General features: G+C 74.8%; 19 protein-coding genes and 1 pseudogene. 8 read left to right on the top strand and 12 right to left on the bottom strand.

The genetic code is table 11. The features are described from left to right. From ABD841_RS32590 to ABD841_RS32555, 8 genes and pseudogenes are all read right to left on the bottom strand, one after another. Nucleotides 1-528, bottom strand: a pseudogene (locus ABD841_RS32590) (hypothetical protein); the annotation flags it as partial. After that, nucleotides 525-1,205: an SDR family oxidoreductase gene (locus ABD841_RS32585; protein WP_344979806.1), complete on the bottom strand. Its 681-nt coding sequence runs from the start codon at nucleotides 1,203-1,205 to the stop codon at nucleotides 525-527. The pseudogene ABD841_RS32590 and the gene ABD841_RS32585, both read right to left, overlap by 4 nt. A 17-nt stretch (nucleotides 1,206-1,222) precedes the next feature. Continuing rightward, complete coding sequence (gene rfaE2, locus ABD841_RS32580; RefSeq protein WP_344979804.1) at nucleotides 1,223-2,584, bottom strand: D-glycero-beta-D-manno-heptose 1-phosphate adenylyltransferase; 1,362 nt, start codon at nucleotides 2,582-2,584, stop codon at nucleotides 1,223-1,225. Next, entirely contained in the window at nucleotides 2,581-3,132 is a 552-nt protein-coding gene (locus ABD841_RS32575) for a D-sedoheptulose-7-phosphate isomerase (protein ID WP_344979802.1), read from the bottom strand. The genes rfaE2 and ABD841_RS32575 overlap by 4 nt, the downstream gene beginning before the upstream one ends. A gap of 2 nt (nucleotides 3,133-3,134) precedes the next feature. Then, nucleotides 3,135-4,328, bottom strand: a complete 1,194-nt coding sequence (locus ABD841_RS32570) for a glycosyltransferase (protein WP_344979800.1) — start codon at nucleotides 4,326-4,328, stop codon at nucleotides 3,135-3,137. Then, the gene (locus ABD841_RS32565; protein ID WP_344979798.1) at nucleotides 4,325-5,623 is read right to left on the bottom strand and encodes a glycosyltransferase family 9 protein; all 1,299 of its coding nucleotides are present in this window, start codon (nucleotides 5,621-5,623) and stop codon (nucleotides 4,325-4,327) included. The genes ABD841_RS32570 and ABD841_RS32565 overlap by 4 nt, the downstream gene beginning before the upstream one ends. Beyond that, nucleotides 5,620-6,573 (bottom strand): glycosyltransferase family 2 protein, encoded by a 954-nt coding sequence (locus tag ABD841_RS32560; protein WP_344979796.1) that lies wholly within the window; start codon nucleotides 6,571-6,573, stop codon nucleotides 5,620-5,622. The genes ABD841_RS32565 and ABD841_RS32560 overlap by 4 nt, the downstream gene beginning before the upstream one ends. After that, the gene (locus ABD841_RS32555; RefSeq protein ID WP_344979794.1) at nucleotides 6,570-8,210 is read right to left on the bottom strand and encodes a carbamoyltransferase family protein; all 1,641 of its coding nucleotides are present in this window, start codon (nucleotides 8,208-8,210) and stop codon (nucleotides 6,570-6,572) included. The genes ABD841_RS32560 and ABD841_RS32555 overlap by 4 nt, the downstream gene beginning before the upstream one ends. Nucleotides 8,211-8,415: 205 nt before the next feature. Here ABD841_RS32555 and ABD841_RS32550 point away from each other — a divergent pair, with 205 nt between their 5' ends. The 5 genes from ABD841_RS32550 to ABD841_RS32530 all read left to right on the top strand — a co-directional run bounded on the left by ABD841_RS32550 (nucleotide 8,416) and on the right by ABD841_RS32530 (nucleotide 11,739). Beyond that, nucleotides 8,416-9,042: a D-glycero-alpha-D-manno-heptose-1,7-bisphosphate 7-phosphatase gene (locus ABD841_RS32550; RefSeq protein ID WP_344979792.1), complete on the top strand. Its 627-nt coding sequence runs from the start codon at nucleotides 8,416-8,418 to the stop codon at nucleotides 9,040-9,042. Further along, entirely contained in the window at nucleotides 9,039-10,037 is a 999-nt protein-coding gene (locus tag ABD841_RS32545; protein ID WP_344979790.1) for a glycosyltransferase, read from the top strand. Before ABD841_RS32550 ends, ABD841_RS32545 begins: the two co-directional genes overlap by 4 nt. A 24-nt stretch (nucleotides 10,038-10,061) precedes the next feature. Beyond that, nucleotides 10,062-10,457, top strand: coding sequence for a hypothetical protein (locus ABD841_RS32540; RefSeq protein WP_344979788.1), 396 nt, complete (start codon nucleotides 10,062-10,064; stop codon nucleotides 10,455-10,457). A gap of 94 nt (nucleotides 10,458-10,551) precedes the next feature. Beyond that, nucleotides 10,552-11,226: a DUF6766 family protein gene (locus tag ABD841_RS32535; RefSeq protein WP_344979787.1), complete on the top strand. Its 675-nt coding sequence runs from the start codon at nucleotides 10,552-10,554 to the stop codon at nucleotides 11,224-11,226. Between the two features lie 96 nt (nucleotides 11,227-11,322). Next, entirely contained in the window at nucleotides 11,323-11,739 is a 417-nt protein-coding gene (locus tag ABD841_RS32530; protein ID WP_344979785.1) for a CBS domain-containing protein, read from the top strand. 83 nt (nucleotides 11,740-11,822) lie between these two features. Here ABD841_RS32530 and ABD841_RS32525 read toward each other — a convergent pair whose 3' ends face one another. From ABD841_RS32525 to ABD841_RS32510, 4 genes are all read right to left on the bottom strand, one after another. Continuing rightward, nucleotides 11,823-11,984 (bottom strand): hypothetical protein, encoded by a 162-nt coding sequence (locus tag ABD841_RS32525; protein WP_344979783.1) that lies wholly within the window; start codon nucleotides 11,982-11,984, stop codon nucleotides 11,823-11,825. A 249-nt stretch (nucleotides 11,985-12,233) separates the two neighbouring features. Further along, entirely contained in the window at nucleotides 12,234-13,319 is a 1,086-nt protein-coding gene (locus ABD841_RS32520) for an RNA ligase (RefSeq protein WP_344979781.1), read from the bottom strand. 112 nt (nucleotides 13,320-13,431) lie between these two features. Beyond that, nucleotides 13,432-13,875, bottom strand: a complete 444-nt coding sequence (locus tag ABD841_RS32515; RefSeq protein WP_344979779.1) for a cytidine/deoxycytidylate deaminase family protein — start codon at nucleotides 13,873-13,875, stop codon at nucleotides 13,432-13,434. A gap of 9 nt (nucleotides 13,876-13,884) precedes the next feature. After that, nucleotides 13,885-14,559 (bottom strand): RibD family protein, encoded by a 675-nt coding sequence (locus ABD841_RS32510; protein ID WP_344979777.1) that lies wholly within the window; start codon nucleotides 14,557-14,559, stop codon nucleotides 13,885-13,887. A gap of 199 nt (nucleotides 14,560-14,758) precedes the next feature. Here ABD841_RS32510 and ABD841_RS32505 point away from each other — a divergent pair, with 199 nt between their 5' ends. The 3 genes from ABD841_RS32505 (at nucleotide 14,759) to ABD841_RS32495 (ending at nucleotide 18,250) form a co-directional block, all read left to right on the top strand. Beyond that, entirely contained in the window at nucleotides 14,759-16,630 is a 1,872-nt protein-coding gene (locus ABD841_RS32505) for a glycoside hydrolase family 43 protein (RefSeq protein WP_344979775.1), read from the top strand. Nucleotides 16,631-16,760: 130 nt separating this feature from the next. Then, complete coding sequence (locus tag ABD841_RS32500; protein WP_344979810.1) at nucleotides 16,761-17,429, top strand: AIM24 family protein; 669 nt, start codon at nucleotides 16,761-16,763, stop codon at nucleotides 17,427-17,429. A 191-nt stretch (nucleotides 17,430-17,620) separates the two neighbouring features. After that, nucleotides 17,621-18,250 (top strand): helix-turn-helix domain-containing protein, encoded by a 630-nt coding sequence (locus tag ABD841_RS32495; RefSeq protein ID WP_344979773.1) that lies wholly within the window; start codon nucleotides 17,621-17,623, stop codon nucleotides 18,248-18,250. Nucleotides 18,251-18,335: the final 85 nt, after the last annotated feature.

Here is an 18,335-nt window from a genome sequence, read left to right as displayed (position 1 = left end):
GGCGGGTCCGGCGGGCGGCGGGGCGGGCGGCGCGGGCGGCAGGTCCGCGGGGTCGGCGGGGCCGCCGTACCAGGCGAGCAGGTCGCACCATCGGCGGACCTCGTGCGTATCGCGCCGCCAGGCCGGGCCGCGCACGTCCGGGACGTCGGGGTGGGCGTGGGTGAGCAACCGTCCCGGGCGGGTGCCGAGGAGCGCGGCGACGCTCTGCGGCCCGCTGCCGTGCAGGTTGACCGCGACGTCGGGGGACGGGCCCGGCGGGAGGGGCCCCGGCCCCGACACGTCGCGCAGCTCGTCCACCGCGCCGATCAGCGGGAGCAGGGGCGCCAGCGGCGCCGGGGCGGCCAGCACGATCCGGTGCCCCGGGTGGGCCCGCCGCAGCCCGCGCAGCGCGGGGACCGCGGTGAGCAGGTCGCCCAGGCCGAGTCCGCGCAGCACCAGCACGACCGGCGCGTCCGGTCCCGGCCGCTCCGGACCCGGCGTCCCCGCGGCCGGGACGTCTCCGGGCGGGCCGGGCACGGGCGCGCTCACGGCCACGACGTCTCCGTGGCCGGGCAGACGACGAGTTCCCTGATCTCGCAGCCCTCCGGCTGGCCCAGGGCGAAGACGACGGTCGCGGCGACGTCCTCGGGCTGGTTGAGGCGGGCGTCGGGGCCGGGCTTGTACTGCTCGGCGCGGTCGTCGAAGAAGTGGGTGCGCATGCCGCCCGGGACGAGCAGCGTCACCCCGACCTGCCCGGCGAGCTCGGCGGCCAGGGCGCGGGTGAAGCCGACCACCCCGAACTTGGACGCGCAGTAGGCCGTCGCGTCGCTCACGGCGCGCACGCCGAGCGTGGAGGCGCAGGTGACGATCCTGCCCCGGGAGGCGGTCAGATACGGCAGGGCTGCCCGGACGACCGAGGCGGTGCCGAGCAGGTTGACCTGGACCACCCGTTCCCACGTGTCGGCGGGGACGTCCTCGAGCCGCCCGCAGGCGTCGATGCCCGCCGCGGTCACGACGCCGTCGAGGCCGCCCGCCCGCTCGGCCAGCTCGACCACCGCCCGCTCGGCGTCCGCCCGGTCGGCGAGGTCGGCGATCACGTGGTCGATCCCGTCGTCGGGCGGGTTGACGTCGACGACCAGCGGACGGCCTCCCTCCTTGGCGACCGCGAGGGCGCAGGCGCGGCCGAGACCCGACGCGCCACCGGTGATCAGGATGTTTCCGAGCATGAATGCCTCTCCTCGCGTCAGCTGGCCGCCCGCACGGCGGCGATCAGGTTGGTCGTGGACCGTCCGGACACCTGGGGCAGGATCACGACCTCTCCCCCGCCCCGCCGGACGGTCTCGGCCTCCGGCAGGGCGCGGGCGTCGTAGTCGCCGCCCTTGACCCAGACGGCGGGCCGGAGCCGTTCGATCAGCGCTTCGGGGGTGTCCTCGCCGAAGACCGCCACCGCGTCCACGCACTCCAGCGCGCGCAGCACCTCGGCCCGGTCCTGCTCGCCCACCACGGGGCGGCCGGGCCCCTTCAGCCGCCGGACCGACTCGTCGGAGTTGACGCAGACGATCAGCGCGTCGCCCAGCGCCCTGGCGCGGCGCAGCAGGCTGACGTGCCCGGCGTGCAGCAGGTCGAAGCAGCCGCCGGTGGCGATCAGCCTGCCCCCGGTGGCGCGGACGAGGTCGGCGACCTCCAGGGCCGTGCGGGGACGGTCGCCGGGGGTGGCGGGGGGCGGTACGCGCACGGACGCGGCCCCGCCCCCGGCCACGAAGCAGGCGGCCTCCCGGACACCCGCCGCGACGGCGTCCTCGGCGGTCGCGCCCGCGCCCAGCGCCAGCGCGGCGGCGCCCGCGAACCGGTCGCCCGCGCCGCAGGGGTCGGAGCCGGGCGGGCACTCCGGGGCCGGTATCCGCGTGAACCGGCCGTCCGGCCCGGACACCACGGCCCCCCGCTCGCCCAGGGTGACCGCCACCGCGTGAGCGTGCAGCAGGCGGGCGAGGTGACGCGCGGTCTGGCCCGGCGAGGCGTACGGCCGGGCGCTGAGCAGCCTCGCCTCGGACTCGCTCGGCGTGACCAGCGCGCACCCCGGCACCGGTGCCGGACCGCGCGGATGCGGGTCCCAGACCAACGGGGCGGGCAGGTCACGCAGGGAGGGCGCGAGCACCTCGGCGACGCCGAGGCCGTAGTCGGACACGAGCACCGCGCTCGCGTCCCGCAGGAGCCGGGCGATCCGGCGGGCCGAGGCGGCGTCCGGGGCACCGTCCGCCCGCCCGTCGCCGGTGTCGATCCGCAGCAGGGTCTGGCCGCGGGCGCGCACCCTCGTCTTGGTGACCGTGGTGCCGCGCAGCGGCAGCCGCACCACCTCCACCCGCTCGGAGAGCATGCCGCGCAGGCTCCGCCCGGCGGGGTCGTCGCCGGCCGCGGTGATCAGCGTCACCTCGGCCCCGCCCGCGGCCGCGAGCATCGCCGCGAGGCCGGCCCCGCCGGGGCGGCGGAACTCCTGGCCGGCCGCCACGACCGGGACGGGGGCGTCGGGGCACAGGCGGTCGGCGTCCCCCTCGACGTCCGCGTCCAGCAGCGTGTCGCCGATGACGACGATCGGACCGGCGCTCATTCCAGAACCTCCTCGACCGACTCGCAGAGCATGTGGATCACGGCGAGATGCACCTCCTGGACGGTGCAGGTGTCCTCGGCGGGGACCGCCAGGACGTCGTCGCACATCCCGGCGAGCGGGTTGGGCGCCGGGCCGGTCAGCGCCCAGGTCGTCACGCCGCACTCGCGGGCGGCGAGCGCGGCGGCCAGGACGTTCGGGCTGGACCCGCTGGTGGACAGGCACAGCAGGACGTCGCCGGGGCGCCCGTGGGCCCGTACCTGGCGGGCGTAGACCTCCTCCGCGCCGTAGTCGTTGGCGATCGCGGTGACGGAGGAGGTGTCGCCGTGCAGCGGGATGGCCGCGTACGGGCGCCGGTCGTCGCGGTAGCGGCCGACCAGCTCGGCGGTCAGGTGCTGGGCCTCGGCGGCGGACCCGCCGTTGCCGCAGACGAGCAGCCGGCCGCCGCCGCTCAGCACGGCGGCGAGCTTGCGTCCCCAGATGGAGATCGTCGGAGTGCTGGCGTCCACGGCGGAGAGCGCGCTGGTCAGGCGGGAGAGATGAGGATGCATGGTCAGCCTCCCGCCACGGCGATCGTCATGCGGCGACCGGCGAGCACGTCGAGGTAGACGGCCTCCGTGCGTTCGGCCACCCGGGGCCAGCCGTACCGGGACCGGGCGCGCCGCAGCCCCGCCGCCGCGAGGGAGGCCCGCAGCCCGGAACGGCCCAGCACGTCGCGCAGGGCCCGGGTCAGGGCGCGCGGCCGGCGCGGCGGCACCAGGATCCCGCACCCGGCGACCGTGTCGAGGTGGCCGCCGACGGCGGAGGCGATCACGGGCACCCCGCAGGCCATGGCCTCCAGCGGGACCATGCCGAACGGCTCGTACCAGGGCACGGTCACCACGACGTCGGCCGAGCGCATCAGCGCCGGAACCTCGTCCCGTGCCACGCTGCCGACCAGGTGGACCCGGTCCGACAGGCCGTACGCGGCGGCCGTCGCGGCCAGCCGCGCCGCCTCCTCGTCCCCGGGCTCGCCGCCCGCGACGATCAGCTCGGCGTCCGGCAGGTGGCGCATGGCCTGCACGACGGTGTCCACGCCCTTGCGGGGGACCATCCGGCCGATGCTGAGGACGCGCCGGAGCGCCCCGCGGGGGGCGGCGGGCCCGTCCGGGTGGAAGAGCCCGAGGTCCACCCCGCACGGCACCACGGCGACCCGGTCGCCGGGCACGCCCATCCGCAGCAGTTCCTTCACCTCGTCGGTGCAGGTGGCGATGACCGCGTGGACCCTGCGCCCGATGTCGGCCTCGGCGGCGATCCGCCCGGCCGGGCTGGTGTCCGCGGCGCCCTGCCAGCGCCGCTTGACCGTGCCCAGCGCGTGGAAGGTCTGCAGGACCGGCACCCCCACCTCCCCGGCGGCGGCCAGCGCGGCCAGGCCGCTCATCCAGAAGTGGGCGTGGACCACGTCGGGCGGGTTCGCGGCCCACCGCCGCGCGAGGTACTCGGCGAAGTCCGGCATGTACGGCAGCAACTCGTCCTTGGGAAGGGCGACGGCGGGGCCCGCCGGGACGTGCTCCACGGTCACGTCCGGGCCGAGGGACACCCGGTCCGGCTCGTCCCCGGCCGTGCGCCGGGTGTAGACGGTGACCTCGTGCCCTCGCCCGGCGAGCGCCGTGGCCAGCGCGGCGACGTGGACGTTCTGTCCTCCCGCGTCGACACCGCCGATGGTCGCGAGGGGGTTGGCGTGCTCCGATAACAGGGCGATCCTCATGTGACGGTCTCCTTCACGCACGTCAGGCGGTTCACCGCCTCGACGACCTGAGCGCTTGGCACGGACGAGAGGCAGGGGTGGTCGGGAACCGGGCACACCCTGGCCCTGGTCCCGCGGCAGGGAGCCTGCTGGTCGCCGAGCAGCACGACCGGCACGCCGTACGGCGCCCAGCGCCCGGCGGGCACCACGGGGGCGAAGAGGCTGACCACGGGGGTGCCGACGGCCGCCGCCAGATGGGCCGGGCCGGTGTTGGCCACGACCACCGCGGCGGCCCCGGCGAGCACCGCGGCCAGCTCGGCGAAGTTCGTCCGCCCGCCCAGGTCGACGACGGACCTCCCGGCGGGTCCTGCCGCGCCGTCGAGCACACCGGCCAGTTTCCGCGCGGGCGCTTCCGGCCCCACGGGTACCGCGGCCGGCGCCCCCGCGGGCGCTTCCGGCCCCGGGGGGGCCGCGACCGGCGCCTCGGCGGCCCCTCCCGCGCCCCCGAGCGCCTCGATCGGCGCCCAGCAGCGCAGGTGGGCCGGGCCACCGGCCATCCAGCCGCCCGCGAAGGCGGGGCCGGGGGAGAGCCCGTGCAGCCCGGCGCCGCCGGCGACCCGGGCGGTGAGGGCCCGCTCGCCGGGGCCGCCGGTGACCACGACGCGGCGACCCGCGCGGACGAGGTCGTGAACCGCGCGGGCCCAGCTCTCCCCGGGCCAGGACCTGGCGGGGGCCGAGACACCGGGGTGCACGACCACGTAGCCGGGCGGGCCGGTGAGGTGGCCCACCTCGGGCAGTGGGTGCCGTACGGCGAGCCTCCCGGCGTCCCCGGGCGGCAGGTCGAACCCGGCCGCCCTGGCCAGGCCGAGCATGCGCTCGGCCTCCGGCACGTCCAGGCCCTCGTCGACGACGTGCCGCACGTCCAGCAGCGAGCCGGGATAGTCGGCGGAGATCGCGGCGATCCGCGGCGTGCCCGCCAGGCGCAGCAGCAGGGCCAGCGGCAACGGTGACTGGTGGAACGAGGTGAGGATCAGTGCCTGCTCCGGGGCCACCTCCCGGACGATCCGGAGCAGCCGCAGGGCGTGCGGGCCGGTCATCGGCGGCGCGGCGGGGTCGATCCACGGGGTCCGCCACTCCACCACCCTCGACACGCCCGGCAGCAGCTCGCCCGCGGCCCGGCCGTGCGGCCCCGCGAGCAGCACGACCTCGCGCGCGCCCGCGGCCACCGCCCGGATCGCGGGCCCGGCGAGCAGGACGTCGCCCGCGTTGTCCAGGCGGGCGACGAGGACGGTGCCCGCCTCGGCGGTGCCGGTCATCGCCTGACCCTCAGCTCGCCGCGGAGGCGGTGCGCGCACGCCACCGGGGGGATGACCGCCGACGTGACCGCCATCCGCCCGATCTCCCGTCCGGTACGGGGACCGGGGGCGATCCGGGCCCAGGCGAACTCGGCGGTGAGCAGCGCCCAGACCGCCCCCGCCAGGACGGCCACCCGGCCCGACCGCAGCGCCGCGGCCCCGAGCGCGACCGCGCCGAGCCCGGTGACGAGAGCGTGCCGGCGCAGCCGCCCCGGCGCGCCGATGGCGGCCCGCCAGTCCCGGCCGTGGAGGCGGCGCATCAGCGCGTCGTCGGCGTTGCCGCGCTGGAGGCGGACGCTGTGCCACAGGCCGCCGTCGCGCACCGGGTGAACCGTCACGCGCTCGCCCCTGACCAGCCGGTACCCGGCCTCGATCATCCGCAGCGCCAGGTCGGCGTCCTCCCGGTAGGCGCGCGGGAAGCGCTCGTCGAAGCCGCCGGTGCGCTCCAGCGCGGACCGCCGGTAGGCCATGTCCGCGGTGATCCAGTCGGCGGTGGCGAGACCGGCCGTGTTGCGCTCGGCGTCGGTGGGGCGCCGGTCGTGCGGGAGCGGAACCTCGATCCGCCCCTGACTGCCGGCGACCTCGTCCGGCAGCCCGGCGAGGTCTGCGCGGAGCGCGTCCGCCCAGCCGGGCCGGGGCACCACGTCGTCGTCCAGGAAGACGATCCAGGGGGTGCGCGCCGCCCGCCACCCGACGTTGCGGGCCGCGGCCGGTCCCCCGCCCCCGGAGCGCAGCACCCGGACCCGGCCCGCGGCGGGGGCGGGACGTTCCAGGAGGCCGACACCCGGCTCGCCGGTCGCGGACGGCGGCGGCCGGTCGTCGACCACGATGACGTCGAGGTCCGGGTCCAGGGCCGCGAGCGTCGCGGCGAGGCTGGGCCGGCCGATCGTGGGAACCACCACGGTGATCATGAGGCGAATGTCTCCCCCCTGCGGATCAGGAAGGGGCCGAGCACCAGCAGGTCCACCGGCGAGGAGCCGAAGCACTCCAGCGCGTCCCGGGGATCGTCGACCATGGGCCGCCCCGCCGTGTTGAGGCTGGTGTTGACCACCACGGGCAGGCCGGTGCGCAGCTCGAACTCCTCCAGCGTCCGGGCGAGCAGCGGGTCGTCGGCCCGGTCCACGGTCTGGATCCTGGCGGTGCCGTCGACGTGCACGACCGCCGGGATCCGGTCCCGCCACTCGGGGCGCACGTCGTGCACGAAGAGCATGTAGGGGCTGGGCAGCGGGCCCCGCTCGAAGATCTCGCGGGCGCGCTCGGCCAGCACCATCGGGGCGACCGGGCGGAACTGCTCGCGGCCCTTGACGTCGTTCAGCCGCTCGGTGTTGGCGGCGTACCCGGGGTGGGCCAGGAGCGAGCGGCGGCCCAGCGCCCGGGGGCCGTACTCGCTGCGTCCCTGGAACCAGGCGACGATCCCGTTGGCGGCGAGCTCCGCCGCGACCGCGGCGGGCAGGTCGGCGGGGCGCTCGTACGGCACCCGGGCCACCCGCAGCCAGGCGGCCAGCTCCTCCTCGGTCCATCCGCGGCCGAGGTCGGCGCCCGGCATCGGCGCGGCCGGCTCGCCGAAGACGCGGGCCAGGTGCAGCGCCCCGCCCAGCGCGGTGCCGGCGTCCCCGGCGGCCGGCTGCACCCACAGGTGCTCGAAGGGCCCTTCGGCCAGCAGCCGGGTGTTGGCCACGCAGTTGAGCGCCACGCCCCCGGCCATGGTCAGGCACCGGTCGCCGGTCCTGCCATGCAGCCACCGCGCGAGGTCGAGCAGCACCTCCTCCAGGCGCCGCTGCACGCTCGCCGCGAGATCGGCGTGCTCCTCGGTCCAGGGCTCGCCCTTGCTCAGCGCCTTGGCGTACCCGCCCCAGTCGATGGGTTCGACCCGGAACCCGCCCTCGCCGTCGGAGCGGATCAGCTCGCGCAGCTCCCCCAGGTGGCGTGGTTCGCCGTAGGAGGCCATGGCCATGACCTTGTACTCGTCGCTGGAGCGCAGGAAGCCGAGATGCTCGGTGACCTCCTCGTACATCAGGCCCAGCGAGTGCGGGAGCTCCTGGGTGGCCAGGATCGTCAGTTCCCCGTCGCGGTAGTGCCCGGCCAGGTGCGAGACCGCCTCGCCGCGTCCGTCGCAGACCAGCACCGCCGAGTCCCGGTACGGCGCCGCGAGGCCGGCCGAGGCCGCGTGCGCGACGTGGTGGGGCACGTAGCGGACCTGGGCGGCGTCCAGGCCCGGCAGGGCGGTGGCCAGGAAGGCCGGCGCGCGCCGCGCGTAGGTGGTGCGCAGGTCCTCCCAGCGCTCGTCGAGGCCCGGCCCGCCCGGCCGCACGAGACCGGGGTCATAGGAGTAGGCGACGGCGTCCAGGTCCTCCGGCCGCAGGCCCGCCTGCTTCAGGCACCAGGCGGCGGCCTGTTCCGGTAGTTCCCAGGCCGAGAAAGGGACAGGGCGTTTGCCGTGTTTGCGGCGGCTGAAACGCTCCTCCTCGGCCGCGGCGACCACCTCTCCGTCGACGACGAGAGCGGCCGCTGGATCGTGGAAGATCGCGTTGATCCCGAGAAATCTCATGAATTGACCTCTCCTCCGATACCTAGTGACTACCGAGAGAAGCGCTTCTCAAACAAAGAAATCGGATATAACCCCAGCTAGAGGCCATTTAAGCTGGACTTTGTCACTCTCAGTAGTTATTTCTGGGTTTGTTGGCCCACTTCGCCGGGTATCGCGGACGCCTGTCAGAGGTCAGGGATGGAGAGCAGGCAGGAGGTACTCGCCGATGCGCTGTGAACGACCGGCCGCCGTCCTTTTCGACCGCGACGGAACCCTCATTGCGGACGTCCCGTACAACGGCGACCCGGCCCGGGTGGAGCCGGTCCCCGGCGCGCTGCCCGCGCTGGAGCGGCTGCGCCGGGCGGGCGTGCCGACCGGCGTGGTCACCAACCAGTCGGGGGTAGCCAGGGGACTCATCAGCGCCGAGGACGTGGACGCGGTCAACGCCAGGGTGGAGGAGCTTCTGGGGCCGTTCGGCGTCTGGGCGGTGTGCCCGCACGGCGAGGACGACGGGTGCGGGTGCCGCAAGCCCGCCCCCGGGCTGGTGCTCGCGGCGGCGGAGAAGCTGGGGGTGGACGTCCGCGACTGCGTGGTGATCGGGGACATCGGCCGTGACGTCGAGGCCGCACGCGCCGCCGGGGCCCGCGGCATCCTCGTCCCCACCCCGGTGACCCTCGCCTGCGAGGTCGCGGCCGCCGCCGAGGTGGCCCGCGACCTGGAGGCCGCCGTCGACCTGGTCCTGGCCGGTCCGGTCCGCGGCCCCGCCGGCGCCCCCGCCGGCGGGCGCGCCGACGGCCCGACCGCCGGACGGGATCCGGCCCTGGACGGCACCGTCACCGGGAGAACGGCATGAGGATTCTGCTCTGGCACGTGCACGGATCGTGGACGACGGCGTTCGTCCGGGGCGGCCACGACTACCTGGTGCCGCTGGTGCCGGACCGGGGGCCCGACGGGCGGGGCCGCGCCCTGACCTACCCGTGGCCCGGCACCGTGCGCGAGGTGCCGTGGGACCGGCTCGCGGACGAGGACGTCGACGTGGTCGTCCTGCAACGCCCGCACGAGGTGGAGCTGGCCCGCGCGTGGCTGGGACGCGCCCCGGGACGGGACGTGCCCGCCGTCTACGTCGAGCACAACACCCCGGCCGGGGAGGTCCCCCGTACCCGGCACCCGCTGGCCGACCGCGCCGACATCCCGCTGGTGCACGTCACCCACTTCAACGCGCTGTTCTGGGACTCGGGCAGGGCGCCCGCCCACGTCATCGAGCACGGCGTCGTCGACCCCGGGCACCGCTACACCGGCGAGCTGCCCCGGGCGGGCGTCGTCGTCAACGAGCCCGTCCGGCGCGAGCGCGTCGCCGGGACGGACCTGCTGCCCGCCTTCGCCGCCGAGGTCCCGCTCGACGTCTTCGGCATGAAGGTCACCGGCCTGCCGGAACACCTCGGGGTCCCCGTCGGGACCTTCGAGGACCTGCCGCAGGCGGCGATGCACGCCGAGCTCGCCCGCCGCCGCGTCTACCTGCACCCCTACCGCTGGACCTCGCTCGGCCTGTCGCTGATCGAGGCCATGCTGCTCGGCATGCCGGTCGTCGCGCTGGCCACCACCGAGGCCGTGGAGGCGGTGCCGCCGGAGGCCGGGGTGGTCTCGACCCGCGTCGGCACCCTCGCCGCCGCGCTGGAGGCCTTCGTCACCGACCCCGCCGCGGCCCGGCAGGCGGGCAAGGCCGCCCGGGTCGCCGCGCTCGAACGCTACGGGCTGGAACGCTTCCTGTCCGACTGGGACCGCCTGCTCGGTCGCGTCACGGGCACGACCCCCGGCCCACGCCGCGCATCCGGCCCCGCCGGGACGTGAGATCGGCACCGGGAGGGGTAGGGGATGTCAATGAAGATCAAGAGCATGCTGGTGGCCGCTGCGGCGCTGACGGCGTGCCTGACCGGTTGCGCCTCCGCGGAGGACGCCCCCGCGGAGGACGCCGCCCGGCAGTTCTACGCGGCGGTGCAAGGACGCGACGGGGAGCGCGCCTGCGCGCTGCTCGCGCCGGAGGCGGCCGAGAGCCTGCGGACCGGGAGCGAGACCTGCGCCGCCGCGGTCGTCGGGCTCGACCTGCCCGGCGGCGACATCCTGGGCGTCCAGGTCTGGGGGGACGAGGCCCAGGTGCGGATGACCCGCGACACCGTCTTCCTGCACCGGTTCCCCAAGGGCTGGCTGGTGCGCGGCGCGGGTTGCGAACCTCGCGGTGACCTGCCGTACGACTGCGAGGTGAAAACCTGAGATGCGCGTCATGTTCGTCACGACCGTCACGATCATCACGGTCGGCCTGGTCTACTTCTTCGCCATCGGCCTGCTGCACCGCTAGGAGGGCACGATGAGACGTTTCGTCAAGGACAACGCGCTCAGCCTGTTCTTTCTGACCGCGTTCGTGCTCTCCCTGGTCGGCCAGTCCTTCGCGGGGCACGCCGCGGCCAACGAGCGGCAGATCGCCGAGGGCGGGACGGCGGTCTCGTGGGTGGAGTACGTCACCTCCGCCGAGTTCACCGTCGACGTCGCGGAGAACTGGCAGTCGGAGTACCTGCAGTTCCTGCTGTTCATCCTGGCCACGGTCTATCTGGTGCAGCGCGGCTCCCCGGAGTCGAAGGAACCCGGCAAGGAGGGCGGGGAGAGCGACGCCGACCAGCAGGTCGGCCGGCACGCCGAGCCGGACAGCCCGCCCTGGGCCCGGAACGGAGGACTGCGGCAGGGCCTGTACGGCAACTCGCTGGGCCTGGCCATGGGCGGGATCTTCCTGCTCTCCTGGCTGGCCCAGTCGGTGACGGGCACGGCGAGCTACAACGCCGACCAGCTCGCGCAGCTGCAGGACCCGGTGAGCTGGGGCGAGTACGTCGTCTCCGCCGACTTCTGGAACCGCACCCTGCAGAACTGGCAGTCGGAGTTCCTCGCCGTGCTGTCGATGGTCGCCCTCTCCATCTACCTGCGCCAGCGCGGGTCACCCGAGTCCAAGCCCGTCGGCGCCCCGCACCACGCGACCGGTGTCGAGGGCTGAGCCGGCGACGGACGCGCGAACCGGTTTCGGCTCCCCGCACGGGGGCAGCGGAACGGCTTCGCGTCCCTCGATCCACACCCGTCGAAAGGAGCGAGCATGACAACCGCGCGCGAGATCATGACCCCGAATCCCGAGTGCGTGAGGGCGAACGAGACGGTGCTCGACGCCGCCGAGAAGATGGCCCGCCTGGACGTCGGCGCCCTGCCCATCTGCGGCGAGGACGACCGGCTCAAGGGCGTGCTCACCGACCGGGACATCGTGGTGAAGGTGCTGGCCAAGGGCCAGGACCCCAAGGCGGCCCACGCCGGGGACCTCGCCCAGGGTGAGGCCGTCACCATCGGCGCCGACGACGACGCCAGGGAGATCCTGCGGACGATGTCCTCGCACAAGGTACGCCGCCTCCCGGTGATCGACGGCCACCGCCTGGTCGGGATGGTGGCCCTGGCCGACGTGGCCAAGGCCCTTCCGGACGCCCCGGTCGGTGACCTGCTGGAGGCCGTGACCTCCGACTGACCCACCACACCGGAGGGCCGGGGCCGCCGCACGGCGGCCCCGGCCCTCACGTTTCCCGCGCGCCCGGACCGGAATCCGGCGGATCACTGGTTCCCGGAGCCGGGAGCGCTCTTGCGGTCGTCGGGAACCTGCGCCGGAGGGCCCTCGAGGTCCGTCCCGCTCGGTGTGGTGTCGCCCCCGGCGTTCTCCCTGTCGTCCGGCACCTGGGCCGGCGGGTTGTCCATCTCCGGATTGGTCTCGGTCATCATGCTCTCCCATCCCTCGGCGGATCTTCTCGTCCCGGACCGTCGCGCTTCCCGGGCCTCCCGGCCGGAGCCTCCGGAAAGCGGACAGGGGTCCGTCTATCCGGTGAGCGCCCTCTTATCGGGCCCGGACGTAAAAACTCTCCGCCGGTCCGGTACCGGAGCCGGAACCCCGGGACCGGTACCGGGGGTCGCGGGCGTCCGCCCGGCCCCGCCAGGCCGGGCGGACGCCCGGCCGGGGACCGCGCGGATCTACCCGGCGTCCCCGCCGAGGTGGACGGGACGGTCGTCACCCGAAGGGCGCAGGGAGCGCCAGACGGCCGGGCGCGGGTCCTTGCCGTCCAGGAGCATGAACAGCCACGGCCGGAACTCGGAGCGGGCCGCCAGGGCGGCGTAGTCGCCGCGGCCCCAGCCGCCCGGCAGTCCGGCCAGGATCCGCCGGTGTGCCTCCTCCGCCCCCCTGACGATCTCGTCGGTCTCGCGGACGAGCCGCTCGGCGAGATCGGCGACCCACCCGTGGAACTCGTCCGGCAGGTCCTCGCAGACGTCCGCCGCGGTCCGGCCCGCGTCGAGCGCCTCCCAGACCACGCGGGCGTTGAGACCGGCGAGGACCCGGTGCAGGGCCAGGTAGTCGGCCTGCTTGATCTTGACCATCCGGCCGGTCCCGACCAGCCGCACGACCACTCCCTCCGCGCCCGGCCGGGGCGGCATGGCGAGCGCCTCCGCCAGCGACGGGACGGCGAAGACCCGCGCCGACGGGCCGGGCCAGCCGGGGACCTCGAAAGGCGCCAGCACCTTGCCGGTGGCCGTCTCGACCGCGCCGATGAGGAACAGGTCGTCGACGTCGCCGTAGTCGCAGACGAGCCGGTTGCCCGGGTAGACGATCTCGAACAGGACCGTCAGGCCCTCCGGCGGGAGGAAACCGCCGTAGCGGGCGCGGAGCACGTCCGTGGCGTGGACCGCCTGGTCGCTGGTGAAGGACCCCCTGGTCGCGACGGCCGGCCCCGCCGAGGTCGGATGGAGGATGCCGAGCGAGCCGTCGAGTTTGTCGACCACCACGACCTCGGCGGACAGGTCCAGCTCTCCCGCCAGCGGGTCGCCGTGGTTGAAGAACTTGCGGAACGGCCGCGCCACCACCCGGCCGCGGTCGTCGAGGATCAGCCCCCGGCAGGCCAGCGTGACCGCGTGCCAGGCCCGGTCGACCTGGGCCTTCTCGGTGTAGTTGAGGATCTGCAGCGGCTCGGACGGATGGAGCTGCCTGCGAACGTGCCCGGAGGCGATCGCGGCGTCCAGGTCCCGCGGGTCGAACAGGTCGGTGACGTGGGGGAGGTCGCTCATCGGGGGTGTCGTCCTGTCCTTCTACGTGGTCGTCCTGCCTCGTCGGCGCCGGGGGGCGCATCCTGTCAGATGGCGGCGGGGACCCGATGGTTCGCGTCCGGCGGAGGAAGGCTCAGCGGGCGAGGAGGTGGGCGTTGGGCTCGCGGGCCAGGCCGGCCAGTTCGGGGAGCTCCACCACGGTCACCCCGGCCGCCGCGAGTTCCTCGGCCCCGTGGCAGTCGACGAAGACCGGGGGCTCGCGCCAGGCCAGGACCACACGGCGGACGCCGCTGTCGATGATCAGCCGGGTGCAGGTGCGCGGGCGGGAACTGCGCCTGCTGCACGGTTCGAGGCTGCTGTAGACGGTGGCGCCGGGCAGCCGGGGGTCTCCCGGAGAGATCTTGCCGAGCGCCGACTCCTCGGCGTGGACGTGCGGGTCGCCCTCGCGTGAGTGTCCGCGGGAGATCTCCCGCCCGTCGGCGTCGACCACCACGGCCCCCACGGAGAAGGCGGTCTCCGAGGGCGGGCAGCACCGTGCCAGGTCGCATGCCAGGCGGAGCCAGTCGTGGTCGTTCATACGGGCCTCTCAGGTGAGCAGGTAGCGCAGCAGGACGACGCCGCCCATCGGACGGACCTCCGCCAGGCGCATGGGTCGCCGCCGGTCACGGGGGAAGCCGCCGCCGGCGACGAAGCGGGGGGCGGCGGGGTCGCCCACGAAGAACGGGGCGACGACCAGGTGGAGTTCGTCCACCAGGTCCTCCCGGAGGAAGCGGGTGTGCACCGAGGTGCCGCCCTCGACCATGAGGCGGCGCACCCCGCGCCCGGACAGGTCGTCCAGGACACGGCCGAGGTCGACCGGGTCACCCGCGTCGACCACCGCGGCGGTCCTGCCGAGCCGGGCGCGGAGCGCGGCGGCGACCCCCGAGGCCGCGTAGACGATCCTGTCCGCGTCTCCGGCGGCGAAGAAGGCGGCGGCCGGGTCGAGGTCACCGGACGCGGTCAGGGTCGCCTTCGCCGGGGACGGCGGCAGGCCCCGCGCCACCCGCTCCCGGCTGCGCTCGGGCGACCGGACCAGCAGCCGGGGGTCGTCACGGCGGATCGTGCCCGCCCCGACCAGGATCGCGTCGCAGCTCGCGCGGACCTCGTCGACCCGGTCGAAGTCCTCGTCGTTGGAGAGCAGCAGCCGCTCAGGCGTGTCGTCGTCGATGTATCCGTCGACGGACATCGCGCAACTCAGCAGCACGTAAGGGCGTCCGCTCACGCTCCGCCTCCCGGTTGGGGCACCGGCCGATCGTAACAACCGGCCGGGAACGGCCGTCCCCGGCCACCCGCGGAGCGCGGCGGCGGCTATTTACAACGTTGAATTCAACGTTGTACAAACGGCGGGTAACGAGATCACCGGGGTGGCGCTCCCGATGTGAGCCCCGGCGAGACGCGAGCCCCCAGCGAGAGGGATCCGAATGCGCGACAGAATCGTCCAGCGCCTGATCGCGCTGTGCGCGGGGTTGACCTGCCTTCTCACGGCCGTCCCGGCCGCGGCCGCGCCGCGGGAACCCGTCGCGGACGCCGGCCCGGCCGCACCACGAGGGCCCGTCGCGGACGCCGGCCCGGCCGTACCACGAGGGCCCGTCACGGACGTCACCGCGGCGGCGCTCGGGAGCGGAGGCGGCCCGGGCACCTACACCAACCCGGTCAGCCGCGGCTTCGCCGACACCTTCGCCGACCCGGCGGTCATCCGGGGTGAGGACGGCTGGTGGTACGCCTTCGGCACCACCGACCCGCTGCGCGAGGGCGAGAGGACCCCCCACTACCTGCCCATCTCCCGCTCACGCGACCTGGTCACGTGGAGCCACGTCGGGGACGCCTTCACCCCCGCGACGCTGCCCGGCTGGGCCGACACGGCGGCGGGCGCGAGCCTGTGGGCACCCGACATCCGCTACGTGGACGGCCGCTACCGGCTGTACTACGTCGTCACCCAGACCACCGTCACCCCGGAGCGCAACGACAACGCGATCGGGATGGCCACCGCCCCCACTCCCGCCGGTCCCTGGACCGACTCGGGCGCTCCGGTCGTCGGCCCGCGCCGGGGCGGCAGCGGCAACCCGGACGACTTCCAGTGGACGTACGACCCGGCCCACGCCGTCGACACCGACGGGACCGAGTATCTCGTCTACGGGTCCTACTACGGGGGGATCCACATCACCCGGCTCGACGCCACGGGCGGACGGGCGGTGGGCGAGCCCACCATGATCGCCATCGACAACCGCTTCGAGGGCGGGTACCTCCTGCGCCGGAACGGCCACTGGTACCTGTTCGCCTCCTCCGCCGACTGCTGCGCGGGCCCGACCACCGGTTACAGCGTCTACGTCGGCCGCTCCCGCGCCATCACCGGCCCCTACCTCGACCGCGAGGGCGTGCCGCTCAACACCTCCCGGGCCGGCGGCACGATCGTCATCGCGCCCAACGGCAACCGCTGGGTGGGGACCGGGCACAACGCCGTGGTGACCGACGGGGCGGGGCGGGACTGGCTGGTCTACCACGCCATCGACCGCGACGATCCGTACCTCGACGAGCCGTTCGGCGTCAACGAGCGGCCCATGCTCATCGACCGGCTCGACTGGATCGGCGGGTGGCCGACCGTCCGGGGCGGGGCGTGGGCGTCGGACGGCCCCCGGCGGGCACCCGGCGGGAACGCGCGGTCCCGGCCCGTGCCCCACCCGCGCCCGGGGCCGCTGGACCGGGCCCGCAGCGACGAGTTCGACGGTGACGCCCTGCGATCCGGGTGGAGCTGGGTCCGGACGCCGCAGGGATGGCTCGCCGGCGGGACGCTCCGCTGGCCGACGCAGGCGGCCGAGCTGAACCGGGCGGACAACACCGCCTCGGTGCTCCTGCGTGAGGCGCCCGAGGGCGACTGGACCGCCGAGACGAAGCTCCGCATCGACCTGGGCACCGACACCGTCCGCAACTACCAGCAGGCCGGCCTGATCGCGTACGGCGGGGACGACCTCTACACCAAGCTCGTACACGTCGCCATCTGGAACACCCGTCAGACCGAGTTCGGCAAGGAAATGCCCTACGCGGGCCGGATCGCCTACGGCGGCACGATCGTCGGGCCACCCGCCGACACGACGTGGCTGCGCCTCGTCCACCGCGTCGACCCGGACAACGGGGAGCACGAACTGCGCGCGGCCACCAGCCGGGACGGAAAATCATGGGTCTTCGGCGGCGTGTGGACGCTGCCCGCGGAGACCGATCTGCGTGTGGGCCTCATCTCCCTGGGCGGCGCCGGGGCCACGGCCGATTTCGACTACTTCCGCCTCTACCGCCGCTGACGGACGAGTCATCGCCGCCGACGGACGGACCCCGCCTCCCCGGACCGGGGAGGCGGTGCGGCGGGAACTACCCTGCCATGTGGTTCGTCGTGAACCGTACGACCACCTCGACACCGGGAGGCACACCAGCGTGCGCAGTTCCTTCTTCGGCAACCTCGACCAGGGCGCGACCCCCGGTCACTTCGCCCTGCAGAACTCCAAGATGCTGCGGGTGCAGCTGAACGGGGAGGTGCTCGCGCGGCAGGGCTCGATGGTCGCCTTCCAGGGCCAGATGGACTTCGACTACGAGGGCGCGGGCGGGGTCGGGCGGCTCCTGAAGAAGATGGTCACCGGCGAGGGCGCGCCGCTGATGCGGGTTCGCGGGCAGGGCCTGCTGTTCCTGGCCGACAAGGCCCAGGACGTCCACCTGTTCTACCTGGAGAACGAGGCGCTCACCGTCAACGGCGCGAACCTGCTGGCCTTCGACCCCCAGCTGACCTGGGACATCCAGCGGGTTCAGGGCGCCGGCGTCGCCGCCGGCGGCCTGTTCAACACCACGATCCGCGGGACCGGCTGGGTCGCGGTCACCGCGCACGGCTCGCCGGTGTTGCTCGACACCTCCCGCATGCCGACCTACGTCGACGGCCAGTCCGCGGTGTGCTGGAGCGCGAACCTCCACGTGGGCGTCAACCGGACCATGAAGGTCGGGGCGCTCATCGGGCGCGGCAGCGGGGAGGCCGCCCAGCTGGCCTTCCAGGGGCAGGGGTTCGTCCTGGTCCAGGCGAGCGAGGGCCCGGTCCTCCCCCCGTCGTCCGGCTGACCTTCTCCCCAGCCCCGACTGCCACCCGTGGGCGCCCGGCCGGCTCTCCGGCCGGGCGCCCACGGGCCGTCCGGGGCGCCGCGCACCTCACCGCCTCGGTTCCCGCTTTTGACGCGCGACGGCTCTTGCTGTGAAATATGTTTAGCGAGAGCGAACATGCGGCCACGCCGCTCGGCGGAGGAGGGGTACGGGTGGGCACATCGGAGCGTCACGGCGGCGAGGAGCCGGACCGCCGCGACGCCGTCGGAGCCCGGATGCGGCAGTTCCGCAAGGAGCGCGGCCTGACACTGCGCGGCCTCGCCACCCACTCCGGGCTGTCGATCGGGTTCCTGTCCCAGGTGGAGCGCGGCATCTCCTCCATCGGCCTGACCGCGCTCAACAGCGTGGCCGCGGCGCTCGACCGGAGCGTCGCCGACTTCTTCAGCGACGAGCCCGAGGCGGAGGAGCACCACGAGCGGCAGTCGCCGGCCTCCCCCGTACCGGGTCACTTCACGCTCACCCGCTCCGCGACGGCCACCACCGAGTACATCTCGGGCCGGCAGACCTACCGCATGCTCTCGGACCGGGGCCCGAACCTGGTGCTCGAACCGATGCTGGTGCACATCGCGCCGGGCGGCAGACGGGAGAACTCCTACGGCCACGCCGGGGAGGAGTTCGCCTTCGTGCTGGAAGGGGAACTCCTCTACGAGGTCGACGGCGTCGAGCACCGGCTGTATCCGGGCGACAGCGTGCACCTGCGATCCACCGCCCCGCACCGCATGTTCAACGACACCGACCGGGTCACCACGGTCGTGTCGGTGGTGACCCCCCGGCTGTTCTGACGTCCCGCCCGGCCGCTCCCGGGTCAGCGGCGGCGCAGGGCGCGGGCGGTCACGGCCGCCGCGGCCACCGCGCCGAGCGCCCCGG

The sequence above is a fragment of the Streptosporangium fragile genome (assembly GCF_039534445.1).
GTDB lineage: Bacteria > Actinomycetota > Actinomycetes > Streptosporangiales > Streptosporangiaceae > Streptosporangium > Streptosporangium fragile.
This window is presented reverse-complemented; position numbering and strand designations above follow the sequence as displayed.